The sequence below is a fragment of the Nocardia sp. NPDC004123 genome (assembly GCF_053603795.1).
Genome location: NZ_JBSGGG010000020.1, coordinates 35,409 through 54,780 on the forward strand (window position 1 = coordinate 35,409; position 19,372 = coordinate 54,780).

The window sequence follows — 19,372 nt, forward strand, 5'->3', positions numbered from 1 at the left end:
AAGGAGAGGTCGTGAACGAGAACACCTGTGCCAGTTCGGTACTGGAGCGGCTTCCGAAGCAGCGCCGGCGCACCCTGCTGCTGGCCGCCCCGCGCTCGTTCTGCGCGGGGGTGGAGCGCGCCATCGTGACGGTCGAGCGGCTGCTCGCCGCGCCGGGCCGCACCGCGCCCGTCTACGTGCGCAAGCAGATCGTGCACAACATCCACGTGGTCCGGGATCTGGCCGCGCGCGGCGCGATCTTCGTCGAGGAGCTCGACGAGGTGCCGGTGGGGTCCACCGTGGTGTTCTCCGCGCACGGCGTCTCGCCCGCCGTGCGCGAGCATGCCCAGGAACGACTGCTGACCGTCGTCGACGCCACCTGCCCCCTGGTGAGCAAGGTGCATTCGGAGGCACAGCGTTTCGCGGCACGCGGCGACACCGTGGTGCTCATCGGGCACGCCGGGCACGAGGAAGTCGAGGGCACCGCGGGTGAGGCCCCGGAGTCCACGGTCATCGTGGACGGCCCGGCCGCGGTGGCCGCGCTGGTCGTGCCCGATCCCGACCGGGTGTCCTTCCTGACCCAGACCACGCTCTCGGTGGAGGAGACCCGCGACACCATTGCCGCACTGCGGCAACGCTTCCCGCGATTACACGGCCCCGCGAGCGCGGACATCTGCTACGCCGGCACCAACCGGCAGGCCGCCGTCGAGGCGGTCGCCGCACGCAGCGACCTGTTCCTGGTGGTCGGCTCCGCCAACTCGTCCAACTCACAACGCATGGTGGAAGTCGCACGGCGGCAGGGGATCGCGGCGCATCTCATCGACGACGGCGGCGACATCGACGGCGCGTGGATCGAGCCCACCCGGGTGATCGGGCTCTCGGCCGGAGCCTCCGCGCCGCCCGCCCTGGTGGACGCGGTGGTCGACGCGCTGCGCTGGTGGGGCCCGGTCACCGTGCGCGAGTACGAGATCGCCCGCGAGCACGTCGTCTTCGCCGCCCCCGCCGCGATGCGGAGGCGGCCATGACCACCACCCGGCTCGACCTCGCCGCGGCGACACCATCCCTCACCGAGAACGCCGGATCGGAGGACACCCTGTGAGTACCCCCGCGATCGCCCTATCCCCGCTGGACCGCACCGCCATCCGGGTGCGGGTGGAGGCCGCGCTCTACGAATTCCTCGGCGACAAGGCCGAATCCGCGGCCACCGCCGGATTGCCCCCCGACGTGGTCGACGCGGTGCGCGCGTTCCTGTTCGCGGGCGGCAAACGGATCCGGCCGCTGTTCTGCGTGCTCGGCTGGTACGCCGGCGGCGGCGGTGAGCTGCCCGACTCCGTGGTCCGGGTGGCCGCGGCGGTCGAGCTGTTCCACGCCGCCGTACTCATCCACGACGACATCATCGACGACAGCGCCACGCGCCGCGACCGGCCCACCGTGCACCGGGCCGTGGCCGAGGGCGCTCGCGGCGACCGCCCGGCCGCCGCCCGCTTCGGCGCCCACGCCGCCCTGCTCATCGGCGACTTCGGGCTGGTGTGGTCGCAGGAACTGCTGCACACCGCGGGCCTCTCGGCGGCCCAGAATGCCGCTGCCGCACCGATTCTCGACGCCATGCGCACCGAGGTGAACTACGGCCAGTATCTCGACCTGCTCACCACCGGCCGCCCCACCCGCGACCTGGACCGGGCGCTCGAGATCATCCGGTACAAGACGGCGGCCTATACCGTGGAACGGCCGCTCCAACTGGGCGCCGCGCTGGCCGGGGCCGGACCCGGCGTGGCGCGGGCACTCTCGTCCTACGGGCGGCCTTTAGGCGAGGCGTTCCAGCTCCAGGACGACCTGCTCGGGGTCTACGGTGACCCGGCGCAGACCGGCAAATCCAACATCGACGACCTTCGCGAGGGCAAGCACACCGCGCTGCTCGCACTCGCCCTGCGACACGCGTGCCCCGAGCAGCGCGCCCAGCTCGACGCCCTGGTCGGCAATGCCGGACTGGACCTGCACGGGGCCGAACTCTGTCGCGAGATCCTCAGCGCCACAGCGCGTCCCACGGTGGAACGGATGATCCGTGAGCGCTGGTTGCTCGTACAGCGGACCCTCGCCCACGCCCCGTTCCCGCCCGCCGCGGTGTCCGGGTTGCGCAGCATCGCCGACGCCGTCATCGCGCGCACCTCCTAGCCGCGCGCCCGATCACAACCCCGGGTCCCGCCCGGCGCTGCGACCCCGATCGCGCCCGCCGGTGTGGTTAACTCGCGGCAAGCGCCGGGCGGGCGACTGCCCGGACCCCGACCCGGGCGTCCGGAACGCATCCGCCCTCCCCGGCGTTGCCTCAGGGAGCCGAGAGGGTGGAAAGCATGGTGCGCCTTGTGCATTCGGTAGTGCCCGCGATCGGGGCGGTGGGAGCGCTGGCGGTCGCCCTCGTGGTGCCGCCCCTGCTGTCATCGGCGGTGCCGGTCCGCGAGACCGAGGTGGCGGCGGGAACCAGTATCAAGATCATCGCGACCGGGATCGGCGCCGTGCACGGCGCCGCGAATCCCGCCAACGCCATGGTCTTCCTGGCGCCCGAGCAGATGCGGCGGCGGGCCACCGGCGACGAATCTGTCGCCGTCCTGACCTCCGACAGCGGCGACCAGCGGGTGTCGGTGTCGGTGGTCGACGGCATCACCGACTTCGCCACCGCCGCCCCGCGCATGCTGCTCCCGCTGCGCGCGGCCGGGGTCACCGTGCGCTTCGACGGGGGAGCCGTGGATATCGGCGACTTCCACGGGCTCACCTGCGTGCTTCCCGACACCACCGGTGGAGTGTGTGCGGTGGCCAACAGCGGGGACGTGGGCGTGACCGTCACGGCCACCGGAACCACCCGCGAAGCCGGATTCCGGCTGATCGCGGACGTGCTGAACTCGAGCAAGGCGGTCGAGGCATGAGCGGTCGAGCCCGGAGGCGCCACTCCACCTCCCTGCGCTCGCGCAGCGTAACCGTGGAGGGCTCCCCTCAGGCCCGAAAGGATGCGGCATGAGCTGGTTCCAGCCGCGCTCGTTGCTGTTCTGGGTGTACTGCCTGGCCGTGATGGCCGGGCCGCTGTTGTTCGTGCTGCAGGCCGCCGGGCAGGTGTGGTTCGCGGGCGCGGCCGCCCTCGCTGCCCTGCCGATCACCGCCCTCACCCTGCTGTTCATCGGGCGAATCCTGTTCGCGCTGGACCCCTTCCGGGCCCGCCGCCACCTGGTCGCCCCCATGGTGATGGGCGCGATCTGGGGCGCCACGGTGTGGACCGGCCTGGCCATGTGGGCCAACGATCACGTGAGTCGCGCCATCACCAACCTGTTCGGCGACCGCTTCGCCGTCAATTGGAGCGCCGCCATCACCGCGCCCATCGACGAGGAGTACATCAAGGCCATCGGCATCGCCGTGGTCGCGCTGCTGTTCCGGGGCCGGATGACCCGGCCCATGCACGGCCTGCTGCTCGGCGCGGCGGTCGGGCTGGGCGCGCAGATCGCCGAGGACTGCCTCTACAGCACCCAGACCGCACTGTCCTCCCCGCAGGATCCGGTGGTGGACGTGATCCTGGTGGCGGTGCTGCGACTTTTCACCGCACTCACCTCGCACTGGGCCATGTCGGCGCTGGCCGGTGTCGGCATCGTGCTGCTGATCAGCCGCACCGACCGGTCGTGGTTCTGGCGGCTCGGCGTTCTCGCGCTGTTCTACGGGCTGGCCGTCACCATGCACGTCCTCTTCGACGCCCCGCGCCCGCCCGGTCCGGCGTTGTTGTCGACCTACCTGCCCATCCTCATCGACCTGGTCATCTTCGCCATCGCCTACGCCTGGGTGCTGACCACCGAGCGGCGCTGGTTCCGGGCGCTCATCGCCGGTCCGGCCGCCCGCACCGTCGGCACCGAGGCCGGGCTGGCGCCCCTGCTCACCTATCACCGCCGCCGCAAAGCCCGTGCCGCGCTGCGTCATTCGACCGGATGGTCGCGCAAGCAGGCCCTGGTCTACGAGCGCGGGCTGCTGGACCGGGTCACGGACCTGGATTCGGTTGCACCCCAGCAAACTTCACTGCCCCAGTGGTACGGGCCCGGGCCGGGCGGCATCCCCGGTGGCGCGGGTGCGCGTTCCGGCTGGTAGCGCAGTTTCTGCGTGCCGGTGACCAGTGCATAGTCAACTGGACGCTAGCGTGAGTCAGTATGAGTGAGGGTCGGACGCCGCCCATCGAGCCCGGGCGAGAGCGGGCGAGGGAGCTGTTGGAGCGCAGACAGCAAGCGCTGTGCAACTATCTCGACGCGAGCGCTGATATCGCCACCACCCGCATTCGCGCCAATCTGACCGGCTGGCAACGCTGGCTGCAGCAGCTGCCGGGCTCGCCGGTCGCCCGTGCCACCGCCCGCCGCGACGCCCTGGTCCGCGAGCTCGCCGTGCACGGCGTCGGCGCCGACGACCACCGCTGGGGCGTGCTGTCGGGCGCCTTCGTGCGCAGCCTCGGCGCGCCCTTCTGCCTCGAGGACACCCTCGCCGACCTGGCCCTGCGCTACGGCGACGACGCCCCACACTGGGCCCGCCGCCTGCCCGCCCTGGCCCACGCCACCGAGGAGGCCCGGCCCATGGCCGCGGTCGGGGACCGCGCGGTGGTCGCCGACCTCACCGAGGAGGTGCTGGCCGTGGCGCGCACCGCTCCCGACGAGGCCGCGCGGCAACGGCTGTCCGACCACCTGCCCGGCGTGCTGAGACCGGTGCCCTTCGACATCGGATCCCTGCGCCGCGCCGACCCGCTGGTCGAGGTGGTGTTCGACATCTACGCCGACACCATCAAGCTGGACAACATCACCGTGAATCCCGAACTGCGCGGCACCGGCCTGGGCACCGCGGTCCTGCAGCACCTGTGCCGCGCCGCCGACGCCCATCACCTCTACATCGTCGGCCAGCTGGTGCCGACCTTCCGCGACGACGATTCCGCGGTCCCCATCCTCGCCGCCTGGTGCCGCCACCACGGCTTCACGGTCAACGAACGGCTGGGCGGCCGCATCGCGCGCTCACCGATGAGCGTCCCCGACCCCGCGACCCCGATGGCGAACCCGGACAGGCGGTAGCAACCCCGGAGAACAGCAGCGCCGCATGCCGATCGACGGCATGCGGCGCTCGCGAACTGTGACTCAGGCGGGAATGCCCATACCCGAGGCCAGCAGCGGCCACGAGTCGTGCAGGGCGGTCTCCCAGTACGGCCAGTAGTGGGTGCCCACCGGGTCGAACTGGTAGGTCGCCGGGATGTTGATCGAGTCCAGCTTGTCCTTGAGGTTGTGGGTGCAGGCGTTGACGCCGCCCTCGATGATCATGCCCAGCGCCAGGTTGATGTCACCCTGCGGGCCGGGAGCGGACTTGGTGTAGTACTCGACGTCCTTCATCAGCGGAATGCCGCTGCCGCTGGAGATGTAGAGCTGGGTGCCGCGCAGCTTCTCGGCATTGATGACCGGGTCGTTGGCGGTCCACAGCGGGCTGTCGTCGGGACCGTACATGTTCTCGGTCTTGCCGCCCGCCCAGGTCTCCACGGCGAACTTGAGGAACTGCTTGCCCATCGGGTCGGCGATCTGCGCGCACCCGCTGTAGGCGGCCACCGACTTCCACAGACCGGGCTGGGCCTCGGCCAGCTGCAGCACCGAGGTGCCGGAGGTGGACAGGCCGGCCAGGGCATTGAGGCCGGTGGAGCCGAGCGCGGCATCGAGCAGCGGCGGCAGTTCCTGGGTGAAGAACGTCGTCCACTTGTTGCGCCCGAGCTGCGGGTCGTCCTTGATCCAGTCGGTGTAGTAGCTGCCGCGGCCACCGATCGGCTGGATCACATTGACCTGCTTGTCGGCCAGGAAGCCGAGGGCATTGGTCTGGGCGTTCCAGCTGGCGGTGCCCAGGCCGCCGTCGAGGCCGTTGAGCATGTACAGGTTCGGCGCGGCCTGCGACTCGTCGGCCGGACGCTGCACGTCCACGGGGATGTCCTGGCCCATGGCCGCGGAGTAGACCTTCAGATGCCAGGTCCGTCCATCCTTCTGGATGGAACTGATGGCCGAAGGCTTGTCCGGGTCGGCCGAGCCGGTGCCGGTGGCCAGGGCCACGGACAACGCGGCGGTGAGCGCGACGGCGGCGGTCCGCAGGGCGGTCCTATTACGTAGTGCAGAGAGCTTCATCGAACAGCTGATTCCAGTCCTCGGGCCACGCTCGGCCTCATCGTCGATTCGTGCCGGGGCCCCGGCCGATCCGGTTCCCCCGACACGCTATGTCTTGTGTCAAGGCAAAACTGTTACCTGACAAAACGTTTGCAGGGTAGCCCCAAATCACCGGGTACGCCGTCGCGACAGTATTCGCCCAGCGTGCGACCATCGACAGGTGACCGGCAAACCCGACGAGGAACAGCGGCTGCGCGATCTGGCGCGGCTGCGCCGCGTGCGGGACCGCATCGACCGCGAGTACGCGCAGCCGCTGGATGTCGAGGCCCTCGCCCGCGACGCGCACATCTCCGCCGGGCATCTGAGCCGGCAGTTCCGGGCCGCCTACGGCGAATCGGTGTACGCCTACCTGATGACGCGGCGCATCGAACGGGCCATGGCGTTGCTGCGACGCGGGGACCTGAGTGTCACCGAGGTCTGCTTCGCGGTCGGCTGCTCCTCGCTGGGCACCTTCAGCACCCGCTTCACCGAGCTGGTCGGGGTGCCGCCCAGCGTGTACAAACAGCAGATGGCCGATGCCCCCGAGGGCATGCCCTCCTGCGTCGAGAAGCAGGTGACCCGACCGATCAGGAATCGAGAAGCCCAGGCAAGCGCCCCGCAACTAGCCTGATCGCCATGGATATCACCATTGCAGCGAGCTTCCTCCCGCACAATGACGCCGAGGCCGCGCTGGCCTTCTACCGCGACGCGCTCGGCTTCGAACTCCGCAAGGACGTCGGCTACAACGGGCTGCGCTGGCTCACGGTCGGCCCGGCCGATCAGCCCGGAACCTCCATCGTGCTGCACCCGCCGGCCGTGGATCCGGGCATCACCGAGGACGAGCGCAAGCTCATCGTGGAGATGATGGCCAAGGGCACCTACGGCGCCATCCTGCTGGCCTCCGCGGACGTCGATGCCGCCTTCGAGAAGCTGCAGGCCGGCGACGCGGTCGAGATCGTCCAGGAGCCGACCGATCAGCCCTACGGCGTGCGTGACTTCGCCGTGCGCGACCCCGCGGGCAATCTGGTTCGTATCCAGCAGGCTTCCTGACCCGCTCTTCCGCCCCACCGGTACGCCCGCACAGATGGAGACACGCATGGCCCCGAGCAAGTCCCCGCAGCCCGCCCTGCCCGCCGCCGACGCCCACGACCTGATCCGGGTGGTCGGCGCGCGGGTGAACAACCTCAAGGACGTCTCCGTCGATCTGCCCAAGCGCCGGCTCACGGTGTTCACGGGCGTATCCGGTTCGGGCAAGAGCTCGCTGGTCTTCGACACCATCGCCGCCGAATCCCAGCGGCTGATCAACGAGACCTACAGCGCCTTCGTGCAGGGGTTCATGCCGACGCTGGCCCGTCCCGAGGTGGACGTGCTCGAGGGCCTGACCACCGCCATCAGCGTGGATCAGCAACGCATGGGCGGGGATCCGCGCTCCACCGTCGGCACCGCCACCGACGCCAGTGCCATGCTGCGCATCCTGTTCAGCCGCCTCGGGCAGCCGCATATCGGCTCGCCGCAGGCGTTCTCGTTCAATGTCGCCTCCATCAGCGGCGCGGGCGCGGTGACCGTGGAGAAGGGCGGCAAGCAGGTCAAGGAGCGGCGCAGCTTCTCGGTGACCGGCGGCATGTGCCCGCGCTGTGAGGGGCGCGGCGCGGTCAACGACATCGATCTGACCCAGCTCTACGACGACAGCAAGTCGCTCAACGAGGGCCCGTTCACCATTCCCGGCTACAGCATGGACGGCTGGTATGGACGGATCTTCATCGGCAGCGGCTACTTCGACCCGGACAAGCCGATCAAGAAGTACAACAAGCGCGAGCTCGCCGACCTGCTCTACCGGGAACCGACCAAGATCAAGGTCGAGGGCATCAACCTGACCTACGAGGGCCTGATTCCCAAGATCCGAAAGTCCATGCTGTCCAAGGACATCGACTCGCTGCAGCCGCACGTGCGCGCGTTCGTCGAGCGCGCGGTCACCTTCCAGATCTGCCCCGACTGCGACGGCACCCGGCTCAGCGAGCTGGCCCGGTCCTCGAAGATCCGCGAGATCAGCATCGCCGACGCCTGCGCCATGCAGATCAGCGATCTGGCCGACTGGGTGCGCGAGCTGAACGAGCCGTCGGTCGCGCCGCTGCTGGAATCGCTGCAGCAGGTGCTGGACTCGTTCGTCGAGATCGGGCTGGGCTATCTGAGCCTGAACCGCGCATCGGGCACGCTGTCCGGCGGTGAGGCGCAGCGCGTCAAGATGATTCGGCATCTGGGTTCGGCGCTCACCGATGTCACCTACGTCTTCGACGAGCCGACCGTCGGCCTGCACCCGCACGACATCCAGCGCATGAACGATCTGCTGCTGCGGTTGCGGGACAAGGGCAATACCGTGCTGGTGGTCGAGCACAAGCCCGAGACCATCACCATCGCCGACCACATCGTGGACATCGGCCCCGGTGCGGGTTCCGGCGGCGGCGAGATCTGCTTCGAGGGCACCGTCGACGGGCTGCGCAGCAGTGGCACCATCACCGGACGCCACTTCGACGACCGGGCCGCGCTCAAGGATGTGGTCCGGAAGTCCGAGGCGGCGTTGGAGATCCGCGGCGCCACGGCCAACAACCTGCAGAAGGTGGATGTCGACATCCCGCTGGGCGTGCTGGTGGTCATCACCGGTGTCGCGGGCTCGGGCAAGAGCTCGCTGGTGCACGGGTCGATTCCCGCCGGTGAGGGCGTGGTGTCCATCGACCAGGGCGCGATCAAGGGTTCGCGGCGCAGCAATCCGGCCACCTACACCGGCCTGCTCGAGCCGATCCGCAAGGCGTTCGCCAAGGCCAATGGCGTGAAACCCGCACTGTTCAGCGCGAATTCGGAGGGTGCGTGCCCGACCTGCAACGGCGCGGGCGTGATCTACACCGACCTGGCCATGATGGCCGGCGTGGCCACCGTGTGTGAGGAGTGCGAGGGCAAGCGTTTCCAGGCGGCGGTGCTCGAATACCAGCTCGGCGGGCGCGATATCAGCGAGGTGCTGGCCATGCCGATCAGCGCGGCGCTCGAGTTCTTCGCGGACGGCGAGGCGAAAATCCCTGCCGCGCACAAGATCCTGCAGCATCTCGACGATGTCGGCCTCGGTTACCTGAGCCTGGGGCAGCCGCTGACCACGCTGTCCGGCGGTGAGCGGCAGCGGCTGAAGCTGGCCACCCACATGGGGGACAAGGGCGGCGTGTACATGCTGGACGAGCCCACCACCGGTCTGCACCTGGCCGATGTGGAGCATCTGCTCGGATTGCTGGACCGCCTGGTGGATTCCGGCAAATCGGTCATCGTCATCGAGCATCACCAGGCCGTCATGGCGCACGCCGACTGGATCGTCGATCTGGGACCGGGTGCTGGTCACGACGGCGGCCGGATCGTCTTCGAGGGCACCCCCGCCGATCTGGTGGCCGCCCGCTCGACGCTGACCGGTCAGCACCTCGCCGCATACGTGGGTGCCTGAGAGAACCACCCGAACCCCGTCGGGAATATCGGCGGCCGTCGGCGGTTGATTCCGGCTGCCGACGGAAGGGAGCGATTGCGGTGAACGGGTTTTCGGCCGAGGGGCTGAAGAAGGTGAGCGAGGTACTCGACGGGTACGTCGAGCGGGACGAGGTGGCCGGCGCGGTGGCCGCGATCTACCGGCACGGCGAACTGGTGCAGGTGGACACGGTGGGCTGGCGGGATCGGGGGGCCGAGCAGCCGATGCGGCGCGACACCCTCTTCCGCATCGCCTCGATGACCAAGCCGATCACCGCGGTGGCGGCGCTGACCCTGGTGGACGAGGGCCGCATCGCGCTGTCGGATCCGGTGGACGCCTGGCTGCCGGAACTGGCCGGCCGCACCGTCATGCGCGACCCGGACGGCTCGCCCGCGGACGTGGTGCCCGCCGAGCGCCCGATCACCGTGGAGGATCTGCTCACCTACCGGCTGGGCCTGGGCTGGGGCCGCTCCAGCCTCGCACCGCAATTGTTCGCCCTCACCGCCGATCCCATCGCGAGCGCCATCGGCGTCGCGAACGCCGAACGGCTGGCACCGGACGAGTGGCTGCGCCGGGTCGGCGAGCTGCCGCTCATCGCGCAGCCCGGCACGGTGTGGCGCTATCACACCGCCTCCGACATCCTCGGCATCCTGATCAGCCGGGTGACCGGGCAGCCGCTGGAAACCGTGCTGCGCGAACGAGTGCTGACGCCGCTGGGCATGATGGACACCGGATTCACGGTGCAAGAATCGGAGCGCGACCGCCTGAGCGTGCTGTACGGCCCCGATCGCACCGAACTCGACCGGCCGGCCACCACCGCGTGGGGCGAAGAGCCGCTGTTCCCCTCCGGCGGCGCGGGCCTGGTATCCACGGTGGACGATTACGCGCGCTTCGCCCGCATGCTGCTCAATGGCGGTGAGCTGGACGGGGTCCGGATCCTGTCGGCCGAAACGGTTGCCGCGCTGAGCCGGGACCACCTCACCCCCGAGCAGCACGCGGCAGCTCCCTTCAATCCGCCGCTGGGCCAGGCCATCTGGGCCGACCAGGGGTTCGGCTACGGCGTGAAGATGCAGACCGAACCCGGCAGCGGCATCCCGAGCGTCGGCACCCTGTCCTGGCCGGGCGGTCTGGGCACCGCCTGGTACGCGGACCCCGAAAAGGATCTGGTGACACTGCTTTTCGTGCAGTCCGCCAACATCATCATCGCCGCCGAGTGGCGCAGCCCGCTCGGCGACGACTTCCTGACCGCGGTCTACGGAGCCCTGGCGGACTAGTACACCGTCCCCATCGCCGAGCGCACCTCGTCGAGGGTACGTTCGGCGATCTCGTCGGCGCGCCGATTGCCCTCGCGCACAATGCTGCTCGCGAAATCCGGGTCCGCGGCCAGCTCCGCGCGCCGGGCCCGATGACCCGCGAAGAAGTCGTTCACCGCGTCGGTGGCCAGCTTCTTCAGCGCCGCGCCGCCGCCGTCGCCGAGCTTGTCCGCCAGCGGCTGCTCATCGGTGCCCAGGCACAGTGCGGCCGTGGTGAGCAGCGCCGAGACGCCGGGCCGGGCATCGGGATCGAAGGTGATGCGCCGGTCGGAATCGGTTGCGGTGCGGCGGATGAGCGCCGCGGTCTCATCCGCGGTCATGGACAGCGAGATCGCATTGCCGTAGCTCTTGGACATCTTGCGGCCGTCCAGGCCCGGAATCTCCGGGGTCGAGGTGAGCAGCGCCTGCGGTTCCGGGAACACCCGGCCGTAGCGCTCGTTGAAGCGCCGCGCGATGACCCGGGTGACCTCCAGGTGCGGCAGCTGGTCCTTGCCCACCGGCACCAGATTGCCCTTGCAGAACAGGATGTCGGCGGCCTGATGCACCGGGTAGGTGAGCAGCAGCCCGCTCAGCGCCCGCTCCGAGGCGGCCAGTTCCGCCTTCACCGTCGGATTGCGGTGCAGCTCCGACTCGGTGACCAGACTCAGGAACGGCAGCATGAGCTGATTGAGGGCCGGCACCGAGGAATGGGTGAACACGGTCGCCCGGCTCATGTCGATCCCGGCGGCGGCGTAGTCCAGCACCGCGCTGTAGACGTTCTCGCGGACCTGGCCGAGGCTGTCGCGGTCGGTGATGACCTGATAGTCGGCGAGGATCACCCACAGGTCCACGCCCAGTTCCTGCAACCGCACCCGTTCCCGGACGGTGCCGAAGTAGTGGCCCAGATGCAGTCTGCCCGTGGGCCGTTCACCGGTGAGGACGCGGAAGCGGCCGGGATGCGCGGCCACCTCGGCGGCCAGCTCGTCGCTGCGCTCGCGGGACGCGGCGAAGGAATCCGAAGGGGTGGTCACGTACAACTCCTGAAAGTTCATGGGGGCTGCACGAGCTGGGTGTTCCGGTCGGGAATCACGGGCCGCGTACAGCCCGTGGTCATGGTTCATCGGGCTGCTAGTGCAGCCAGCGCCATGCCTGCCGGGTGGAAATCACCTGTCCACCTTAACAAGCCGCGGCCGCGATCGCCGGTCAGGGGTGCGCCGAAACCACCCGCGGCATCGGCGCGACCGAGCCCGGGCACGGCGCCGGGCACAGATGTCCGGCCAGCGCGGTGTGCGGACTGCGGTGGCGCAGCGACCCGGCCAGGGCGACCGCCTCCATCGCGATCACGATCAGGCCGTAGCCGTAGGTCGTGGCGGCCAGGCCGAACCGCTGCACGCACAGTCCCGCGATGACCGCGGGCACACTGAGCGACAGGTAGGAGACCACATAGATCGCGGTCACCACCTCCGCCCGGGTCTCGGCCGGTGACAGACCGGTCAGCAGGCGCAGCGCACCCGAGAACGACGGCCCGAAGCCGACCCCGGCCACCACACTGGCCGCGAAGAACAGCCACACCGACTCGGTCGCCGCGCCCAGCAGCGCCAGCGAGACCCCGGACATGAGCAGGATCGGCCCGCGCAGCAGCGCCTGATCGATGGTCCAGTCGCGTGCCAGCAGTGCGGTCACCGCCGAGGTGCCCTGCAACGCGACCACCACCAGGCCACCGGCCAGCGGTGTGCCGACGTGGAAGTGCACCTTCATGAGCGCGCCGCCCAGCGCCAGATAGAGCCCGCCCAGCGCCCACGTGGCCGCGATCGATGGCACCAGGGTGAGGAAGGCCACCCGGACCTCTTGCGGCACCGACACTTTGGGCTTGAGTGAGGCCAGGCCCCGCCCGTCGGGCGCGACCGTCTCCGGAATCAGCAGCACGCCGATCACGATGACGGTGAACGCCACCGCCAGCAGCCAGTACACCAGCCGGGTCGGCGCGGGCGCGTAGGCCACCAGCAGCCCGGAACTGATCGCGCCCACCGCGAGCCCGCCGCCGGCCGCCACATTCGTCATGAGCGCGCCCAGCCGCGATTCCGCGGGCTGCAGATCGATGAGCGTCGCGGTGATCGCACCCGTGGCCAGTCCGGTCGCGATGCCCTGCACGATGCGGGCGGTGAAAAGCCAAGTCACGGACTGCGCTTCGGCGAAGGCCAGCGTCCCGGCCAGCTCCACCAGCACCGCCGCGATGAGCACCGGCCGCCGCCCGATGTGGTCGGACAGCGAGCCCGCGAACAGCAGAGTCACCAGCAGCGCAATGGCATTCGCGGCATAGACACCCGTCGAAACCAGCGACGAGTAGTGCCACATCTGCTGATACACCGGATACATCGGCGACGGGGCCGCCGACGCGAACAGCAGCAGCCCCAGCGCGATCGACAGCAGCCAGAACGCCGCTGAGTTCGAGATCCGGTAGCGCGCGGGGGTTTCGACGCGCACGGCGTCGTCGGGAAGGTTGTGCATGGTTCCTCGGGGCGGATCGTCGTGTACGTGCCGATCGAGTGTGACCCATCGGGGGACGGGAGTTCGACCCGTCATGCTGACCGGGCGCGCTGTCAGTCCGCTGGCAATCCGATACCAGGGCCCTGCCAGCGGATTCGGCGATGCTGGCGGTGTTCGCCTCTCCCGGAACGAAAGTCGTCGAGTCAATGAACAACGAAGAACACCGGCGCGCGGGCCGGCGGGAATGGAGCGCGCTCGCCGTGCTCGTCCTGCCGCTGCTGCTGGTCTCCATGGATGTCTCGGTGCTGTATTTCGCGGTGCCCTTCATCGTGCGCGACCTGGATCCCAGTGCCACCCAGCAGCTGTGGATCTTCGACATCTACGGCTTCGTGTTGGCCGGGCTCCTGCTCACCATGGGCGCGCTCGGTGACCGCATCGGCCGGCGGCGGCTGCTGCTGATCGGCGCGGCCGGCTTCAGTGTGGCCTCCTTCGCGGCGGCCTACGCGCCGAATGCCGAGGCGCTCATTGCCGCCCGTGCCGTGCTCGGCATCGCGGGCGCCACCCTCATGCCGTCCACGCTGGCGCTGATCCGCAACATCTTCGTCCACGATGCCGACCGCACCAAGGCGATGGCGGTGTGGGCGGGCGTGATGAGCAGCGGCGTGGCCATCGGTCCGGTGCTCAGTGGCGCACTGCTGCAGTACTTCTGGTGGGGCTCGGTGTTCCTGATCAATATCCCCGCCATGGCGCTGCTGCTGGTGCTGGCCCCGGCGATGCTGCCGGAATTCCGTGGGGCGCGGGCGGAACGGTTCGACTGGATCAGCGCGGTGCTGTCGCTGGCGGCGGTCATGCCGATCATCTTCGGGCTCAAGGAATGGGCCGCCAATGGATTCACGGTGTGGCGGTTGGTGATCCTGCTGGCCGGGCTGGCAGTGGGCGCGGTGTTCGTGATCCGGCAGCGGCGGGTGCCGGACTCGGTGCTCGACGCGGCGCTGTTCACCCGGCGCACCTACACGGTGTCGGTGTCGGCGCAGCTGCTGGGCATGTTCGCCCTGGTCGGCAATGCGGTGTTCGTGACCCAGTACCTGCAGTCGGTGCTCGGCATGAGCCCGTTCGTGTCGGCGCTGTGGAGCCTGGCCCCCGCCGTGGTGGTGGGCGGCGCGGCCCCGCTGGCGGCGGCGCTGGCCCCCAAGCTGGGGCCGGGCCCGGTGGTGGCGGCCGGATTCCTCATCGCCGCTTCGGGTTTCGTGGTGATGGCGCTGGTCGGGGTGCACTCGCTGGCGCTGGTGCTGCTGGCGGCCGCCCTGCTGGGCGCGGGACTGGTGGTGGTGATGACCCTGGTCACCGATCTGGCCATCGGCGCGGTCGCGCCGGAGCGGGCGGGCGCGGCCTCCGCGGTGCTCGAGACCGGCGGCGAATTCGGCGGTGCGCTCGGCATCGCCGTGCTCGGCAGCATCGGCGCGGCGGTGTACGGAAGCAAGGTCGATCGCGCCCTGCCCGCGGATCTGCCCCCGGCCGCCGCGCACACCATTCACGAAACCGTCGGCGGCGCTGTCGGTGTCAGTGTCGGCCTGCCCGGCGGGGACGCCATCCTCTCGGCGGCCCGCGCCGCCTTCACCTCGGGTATGAACACCATGGCGATCCTGGGCGCGATCGTCATGGCGGTGGCCGCTCTCGGCTGCGGCCTGTTGCTCCGCACCGACCGGCCCGCCGCCGAGCCCAGCCCCGCCGACGACGCCCTGGTCTGATCGGCCCTCAATTCGGGTGGATGCCACTTCCCGGCCGGGACCGGCGCCGGCGATCCGGATGATCGCGGTTGCGAGCACGGACAGCAGCGGGGCGGCCTGCGGTTCGTCGACCAGGAACGACCCGGTGACCCAGCGCGCCGGGCCGGCGACGGCCTCCAGGAGGTGGCGTCGCCGCGCGCGAGTTCCACGACAGCTTCTGCCAGGACCACACTGAGGACGAGGGTCCGGTCATGGGGGTCACCCAGAAGGCCCCACTGGGCTCCACCTTCGGTGACGCCGTCACCGCCCCGGCCTGGAAGGCCAAGCCGACCTGGTATCAGGTCTCCACCGGGGACCGCATGATCAACCCGGACAACGAGCGGCGCATGGCCGAGCGGACGGGCCCCGCCGGACCGTCGAGCTGACCTCCAGCCACGCCTCGCTGGCCTCGCAGCCAGGTCACCATCGCCGACCCGATCGATGCCGTGGTGACCGATCCGGGCTACCGGTAGCACGCTGCGGATTCGCGGCGCATCCTGGATTGGGGGTGCGCCGCGGAGTGCTTGACTTTCCCCTCCCGGCCGCCCATGGTTGAAACGTTAGCAAAGCTAATTGATGGGGAGAAAACCCGACGTCCGAACGAATTCGTGGCGTCGTGATCGCCGGAGACCAGGGAGGACATTGATGGTCGAGGACGCCGTTCGGGCGGAGCTTACCCAGCGATTCGCGGATCGGCTCGCGCATGCCGAGATCGCGAAGCGGTTCGAGGAACTGATGGCCGACGATCAGGTGCGGGCGCTGGTCCCGCTACCCGAGGTCGCGGCCGCGGCCCAGCAGTCCGGGCAGGGGCTGGCCGGTGTGGCGGCGGTGCTCTTCGGCGGATACGCCGACCGGCCCGCCATCGCCGAGCGGGCCACCGAGATCGTGGTCGGCGCCGACGGGCGGCGCACCCGGCGGCTGCTGCCCGCGTATCGCACCACGAGCTATGGCGAGCTGTGGGTGCGTTCCGGGGATATCGCGGCCGCCTGGCACGCGGACCCGCGACATCCCCTGCGCGCGGGGGACTTCCTGTGCATCCTGGGCTTCGCCAGCGGCGACTTCACCGCCGTCGAGCTGGCCGGCATCCGGCTGGGCCTGGTGAGCGTGCCACTGCAATCGGGTTCACCTGCCGCACAATGGCATTCGATCATCACCGAGACCGGCGCCCGGACGCTGGCGGTGAGCCTGGAACTGCTCCCGCCCGCGCTCGACTGCGTGCTCGGCGGCACGCCGGTGGAATCGATCGTGGTCTTCGACTTCGAACCCGGCGACGACCACCACGCCGAGACCTACGCCGCCGCACAGCGCCGCATCGCGGAGTCGGGAGCCGCGATCAGCCTGGAATCGCTTGCGGCCGTGGCGGACCGGGGCCGGGACCTGCCCGCGGCGCCGCTGCACGTGCCCGCCGACGAGGACGAGCTCGCCCTGCTCATCTACACCTCCGGCAGCACCGGGACCCCCAAGGGCGCGATCTACCCGCAGCGTCTGGCGACCGGTATGTGGTTGGGGCCCACGGTCATTCCGGCCCCGGTCATCAATTTCTGCTATATGCCCCTGAGTCACGTCGCCGGCCGCATGGTGCTGAGCGGCACCTTCGCGCGCGGCGGGACCGCGTATTTCGCGGCGGCCAGCGACATGTCGACCCTGTTCGAGGATTTCGGCCTGGCCCGGCCCACCGAGGCGTTCTTCGTCCCGCGCGTGTGCGACATGGTGTTCCAGCGCTATCAGAGCGACGTGCAGCGCCGCATCGCCGCGGGCGCGGCCCCCTTCGAGGCCGACGAGGCCGCGAAAGCCGCACTGCGACAGGACTTCCTGGGCGGTCGCCTGCTCCGGGTCATGGTCGGCAGCGCGCCCATCTCCGCGGAGATGAAGGAGTTCATGAACTCGGTGCTGGGCCAGCCGCTCGTCGACGGCTACGGCTCCACCGAGGCCGGCGGCGGCCTGCTCATGGACAACGAGATCCGCCGGCCGCCGGTCATCGACTACAAGCTGGCCGATGTACCCGAGCTCGGCTACTTCGCCACCGACAAGCCGTACCCGCGCGGCGAGTTCCTGGTGAAGTCGACGCAGCAGATCCCGGGCTATTTCAAACGTCCCGAGGTGACCGCCGAGATCTTCGACGAGGACGGCTACTACCGCACCGGCGATATCGTCGCCGAGGTCCGGCCCGACCATCTGGTGTACGTCGACCGCCGCAACAATGTGCTCAAGCTGTCGCAGGGCGAGTTCGTGGCCGTGGCCAAGCTGGAGGCCGTCTTCGCCACCAGCCCGCTGATCGCCCAGATCTTCGTGCACGGGTCCAGCGAGCGCTCGCACCTGCTGGCCGTCATCGTGCCCTCGGCGGCCGCCGTCGCGCTCGAACCCGCCGAGATGACCGCGGCCATCACCGAATCCATGCAGCAGATCGCCAAGGATGCCGAACTGGAGTCCTACGAGATCCCGCGCGAATTCCTGATCGAGACCGAGCCCTTCACCCAGGACAACGGCCTGCTGTCCGGCATCGGAAAACTGTTGCGGCCCAAGCTCAGGCAGCGCTACGGCGAGCGGCTCGAGGAGCTGTACCGCGCGCAGGTGCGGCAGCAGGAGGACGAGCTGCTCGCGCTGCGCCGCGAGGCCGCCGACCGACCGGTGCTCGAGACGGTGTGCCGGGCCGCCCGCGCCGTCCTCGGCGGCGGCGAGCCACAGGCGGATGCGCACTTCACCGATCTGGGCGGGGATTCGCTGTCGGCGCTGTCGTTCTCGACGCTGCTGCGCGAGATCTTCGATGTCGAGGTGCCGGTGGGCGTGATCGTCAGCCCCGCCGGCGACCTGGCCGGGCTGGCCGCCCGCATCGAGGCCGAACGGTCCGGCGCCGGCGGTCGTCCCACCGCGTCGACCGTGCACGGCGGCAGCGAGATTCGCGCCACCGACCTCACCCTCGACAAGTTCGTGGACGCGGCGACCCTGGCGGCCGCGCCCGGTCTGCCGCTCGCGCCGCAGCCGCCGCGTACGGTGCTGCTCACCGGCGCCAACGGTTACCTCGGCCGGTTTCTGTGCCTGGAATGGCTGCAGCGCCTGGACGACACCGACGGCACCCTCGTCTGCATCATTCGCGGCCGCGACGCCGAATCGGCGCGCCGGCGGCTGGACGAGGTGTTCGACAGCGGCGATCCCGAGCTGTTGCGGCTCTACCGGGAGCTGGCCGGGCGTCGCCTGCGCGTGCTGGCCGGCGACATCGGCGCACCGAATCTCGGTCTGGACCAAGAGGTTTGGCAGGAGCTCGCCGAGACCGTCGACTTCATCGTGCACCCGGCCGCGCTGGTCAATCACGTGCTGCCCTACGACCAGCTGTTCGGTCCCAATGCGGTCGGCACCGCCGAGGTGATCCGCCTGGCGCTCACCGCGACCCGCAAACCGGTCACCTACTTGTCCACGGTCGCTGTCGCCGATCAGATCGACCCCGCCGTGTTCACCGAGGACGGCGACATCCGCGAGATCAGCCCCGTACGCACGGTGGGCGACGGGTACGCCAACGGCTACGGCAACAGCAAGTGGGCCGGTGAGGTGCTGCTGCGCGCGGCGCACGACCTGTGCGGGCTGCCGGTGGCGGTCTTCCGCTCCGACATGATCCTGGCGCACAGCGTGTACGCCGGGCAGTTCAACCTGCCCGACATGTTCACCCGCCTGCTGCTCAGCGTGCTCGCCACCGGTCTGGCCCCGAAGTCGTTCTACGCCTTGGATTCCGGCGGCGGGCGGCGACGGGCCCACTACGACGGGCTGCCCGCGGACTTCACCGCCGCCGCCATCACGGCTCTCGGCGCCCGCGTCACCGCCGGTTTCGAGACCTACGACGTCCTCAACCCCCACGACGACGGCATCTCCCTCGACGAATTCGTGGACTGGCTCATCGAATCCGGCCATCCCATCGACCGCATCGACGCCTACCCGGACTGGGTCGGCCGTTTCGAGACCGCCCTGCGCGCCCTGCCGGAGCAGCAGCGCACTCACTCGGTGCTGCCGCTCCTGCACGCCTACCGCCGCCCCGGCCTGCCCATCGCGGGCGCGGCGCTCCCGGCCAAGCGCTTCCAGACGGCCGTGCAGCAGGCGGAACTCGGCCCGAACGGCGACATCCCGCACCTGACAAGGGAACTCATCGACAAGTACGTCACGGATCTGAGGCTGCGCGGTCTGCTGTAG

14 protein-coding genes and 1 pseudogene are annotated in these 19,372 nt (G+C 69.9%); 12 read left to right on the top strand and 3 right to left on the bottom strand.

The genetic code is table 11. From position 1 onward, the window contains the following. The first annotated feature begins 11 nt into the window (after nt 1–11). The 5 genes from ispH to ACWEQQ_RS27995 all read left to right on the top strand — a co-directional run bounded on the left by ispH (nt 12) and on the right by ACWEQQ_RS27995 (nt 5,054). Entirely contained in the window at nt 12–1,004 is a 993-nt protein-coding gene (ispH, locus tag ACWEQQ_RS27975; RefSeq protein ID WP_452350327.1) for a 4-hydroxy-3-methylbut-2-enyl diphosphate reductase, read from the top strand. A gap of 70 nt (nt 1,005–1,074) precedes the next feature. Next, complete coding sequence (locus ACWEQQ_RS27980) at nt 1,075–2,151, top strand: polyprenyl synthetase family protein (protein WP_452350328.1); 1,077 nt, start codon at nt 1,075–1,077, stop codon at nt 2,149–2,151. 176 nt (nt 2,152–2,327) lie between these two features. Continuing rightward, complete coding sequence (locus ACWEQQ_RS27985; protein ID WP_452342692.1) at nt 2,328–2,897, top strand: hypothetical protein; 570 nt, start codon at nt 2,328–2,330, stop codon at nt 2,895–2,897. A gap of 88 nt (nt 2,898–2,985) precedes the next feature. Further along, nucleotides 2,986–4,095 (top strand): PrsW family intramembrane metalloprotease, encoded by a 1,110-nt coding sequence (locus ACWEQQ_RS27990; protein ID WP_452350329.1) that lies wholly within the window; start codon nt 2,986–2,988, stop codon nt 4,093–4,095. A gap of 59 nt (nt 4,096–4,154) precedes the next feature. Beyond that, nucleotides 4,155–5,054, top strand: a complete 900-nt coding sequence (locus ACWEQQ_RS27995; RefSeq protein WP_452350330.1) for a GNAT family N-acetyltransferase — start codon at nt 4,155–4,157, stop codon at nt 5,052–5,054. A 63-nt stretch (nt 5,055–5,117) separates the two neighbouring features. Here the strand turns inward: ACWEQQ_RS27995 and ACWEQQ_RS28000 are convergent, their stop codons facing one another. After that, the gene (locus ACWEQQ_RS28000) at nt 5,118–6,137 is read right to left on the bottom strand and encodes an alpha/beta hydrolase (RefSeq protein WP_452342695.1); all 1,020 of its coding nucleotides are present in this window, start codon (nt 6,135–6,137) and stop codon (nt 5,118–5,120) included. 199 nt (nt 6,138–6,336) lie between these two features. On the opposite strand from ACWEQQ_RS28000, the gene ACWEQQ_RS28005 reads away from it, so the two are divergent. The 4 genes from ACWEQQ_RS28005 (at nt 6,337) to ACWEQQ_RS28020 (ending at nt 10,925) form a co-directional block, all read left to right on the top strand. After that, nucleotides 6,337–6,786, top strand: coding sequence for a helix-turn-helix transcriptional regulator (locus ACWEQQ_RS28005; protein WP_354844782.1), 450 nt, complete (start codon nt 6,337–6,339; stop codon nt 6,784–6,786). A gap of 5 nt (nt 6,787–6,791) precedes the next feature. Further along, nucleotides 6,792–7,205, top strand: coding sequence for a VOC family protein (locus ACWEQQ_RS28010; protein WP_452342696.1), 414 nt, complete (start codon nt 6,792–6,794; stop codon nt 7,203–7,205). A 46-nt stretch (nt 7,206–7,251) separates the two neighbouring features. After that, nucleotides 7,252–9,633, top strand: a complete 2,382-nt coding sequence (locus tag ACWEQQ_RS28015) for an ATP-binding cassette domain-containing protein (protein ID WP_452350331.1) — start codon at nt 7,252–7,254, stop codon at nt 9,631–9,633. Nucleotides 9,634–9,713: 80 nt separating this feature from the next. Beyond that, nucleotides 9,714–10,925 carry a serine hydrolase domain-containing protein gene (locus ACWEQQ_RS28020; RefSeq protein ID WP_452350332.1) on the top strand — a complete coding sequence of 404 codons (1,212 nt, stop codon included), beginning with the start codon at nt 9,714–9,716 and terminating at the stop codon, nt 10,923–10,925. Here ACWEQQ_RS28020 and trpS read toward each other — a convergent pair. Together trpS and ACWEQQ_RS28030 are read right to left on the bottom strand one after the other, a co-directional pair. After that, complete coding sequence (trpS, locus tag ACWEQQ_RS28025; protein WP_452350333.1) at nt 10,922–11,974, bottom strand: tryptophan--tRNA ligase; 1,053 nt, start codon at nt 11,972–11,974, stop codon at nt 10,922–10,924. The two genes, ACWEQQ_RS28020 and trpS, sit on opposite strands and share 4 nt — an antisense overlap. A 172-nt stretch (nt 11,975–12,146) precedes the next feature. Beyond that, the gene (locus ACWEQQ_RS28030; RefSeq protein WP_452342700.1) at nt 12,147–13,451 is read right to left on the bottom strand and encodes an MFS transporter; all 1,305 of its coding nucleotides are present in this window, start codon (nt 13,449–13,451) and stop codon (nt 12,147–12,149) included. A gap of 185 nt (nt 13,452–13,636) precedes the next feature. On the opposite strand from ACWEQQ_RS28030, the gene ACWEQQ_RS28035 reads away from it, so the two are divergent. The 3 genes and pseudogenes from ACWEQQ_RS28035 to car all read left to right on the top strand — a co-directional run bounded on the left by ACWEQQ_RS28035 (nt 13,637) and on the right by car (nt 19,372). Continuing rightward, on the top strand, nt 13,637–15,178 hold the full coding sequence (locus ACWEQQ_RS28035) for an MFS transporter (protein ID WP_452350334.1): 1,542 nt from the start codon (nt 13,637–13,639) through the stop codon (nt 15,176–15,178). Between the two features lie 182 nt (nt 15,179–15,360). Beyond that, a pseudogene (locus ACWEQQ_RS28040) lies at nt 15,361–15,669 on the top strand (alpha/beta hydrolase); the annotation flags it as partial. Nucleotides 15,670–15,841: 172 nt separating this feature from the next. After that, complete coding sequence (gene car / locus ACWEQQ_RS28045; protein WP_452350335.1) at nt 15,842–19,372, top strand: carboxylic acid reductase; 3,531 nt, start codon at nt 15,842–15,844, stop codon at nt 19,370–19,372.

Bases quoted from the DNA above. Each gene is read 5' to 3' on its own strand.
- ACWEQQ_RS28010 (WP_452342696.1), top strand. From the start codon at position 6,792: ATGGATATCACCATTGCAGCGAGCTTCCTCCCGCACAATGACGCCGAG.
- ACWEQQ_RS28030 (WP_452342700.1), bottom strand. From the start codon at position 13,451: ATGCACAACCTTCCCGACGACGCCGTGCGCGTCGAAACCCCCGCGCGC.
- ACWEQQ_RS28000 (WP_452342695.1), bottom strand. From the start codon at position 6,137: ATGAAGCTCTCTGCACTACGTAATAGGACCGCCCTGCGGACCGCCGCC.
- ACWEQQ_RS28035 (WP_452350334.1), top strand. From the start codon at position 13,637: ATGAACAACGAAGAACACCGGCGCGCGGGCCGGCGGGAATGGAGCGCG.
- ACWEQQ_RS28015 (WP_452350331.1), top strand. From the start codon at position 7,252: ATGGCCCCGAGCAAGTCCCCGCAGCCCGCCCTGCCCGCCGCCGACGCC.
- ACWEQQ_RS27990 (WP_452350329.1), top strand. From the start codon at position 2,986: ATGAGCTGGTTCCAGCCGCGCTCGTTGCTGTTCTGGGTGTACTGCCTG.
- car (WP_452350335.1), top strand. From the start codon at position 15,842: ATGGTCGAGGACGCCGTTCGGGCGGAGCTTACCCAGCGATTCGCGGAT.
- ACWEQQ_RS27995 (WP_452350330.1), top strand. From the start codon at position 4,155: ATGAGTGAGGGTCGGACGCCGCCCATCGAGCCCGGGCGAGAGCGGGCG.
- ACWEQQ_RS27985 (WP_452342692.1), top strand. From the start codon at position 2,328: ATGGTGCGCCTTGTGCATTCGGTAGTGCCCGCGATCGGGGCGGTGGGA.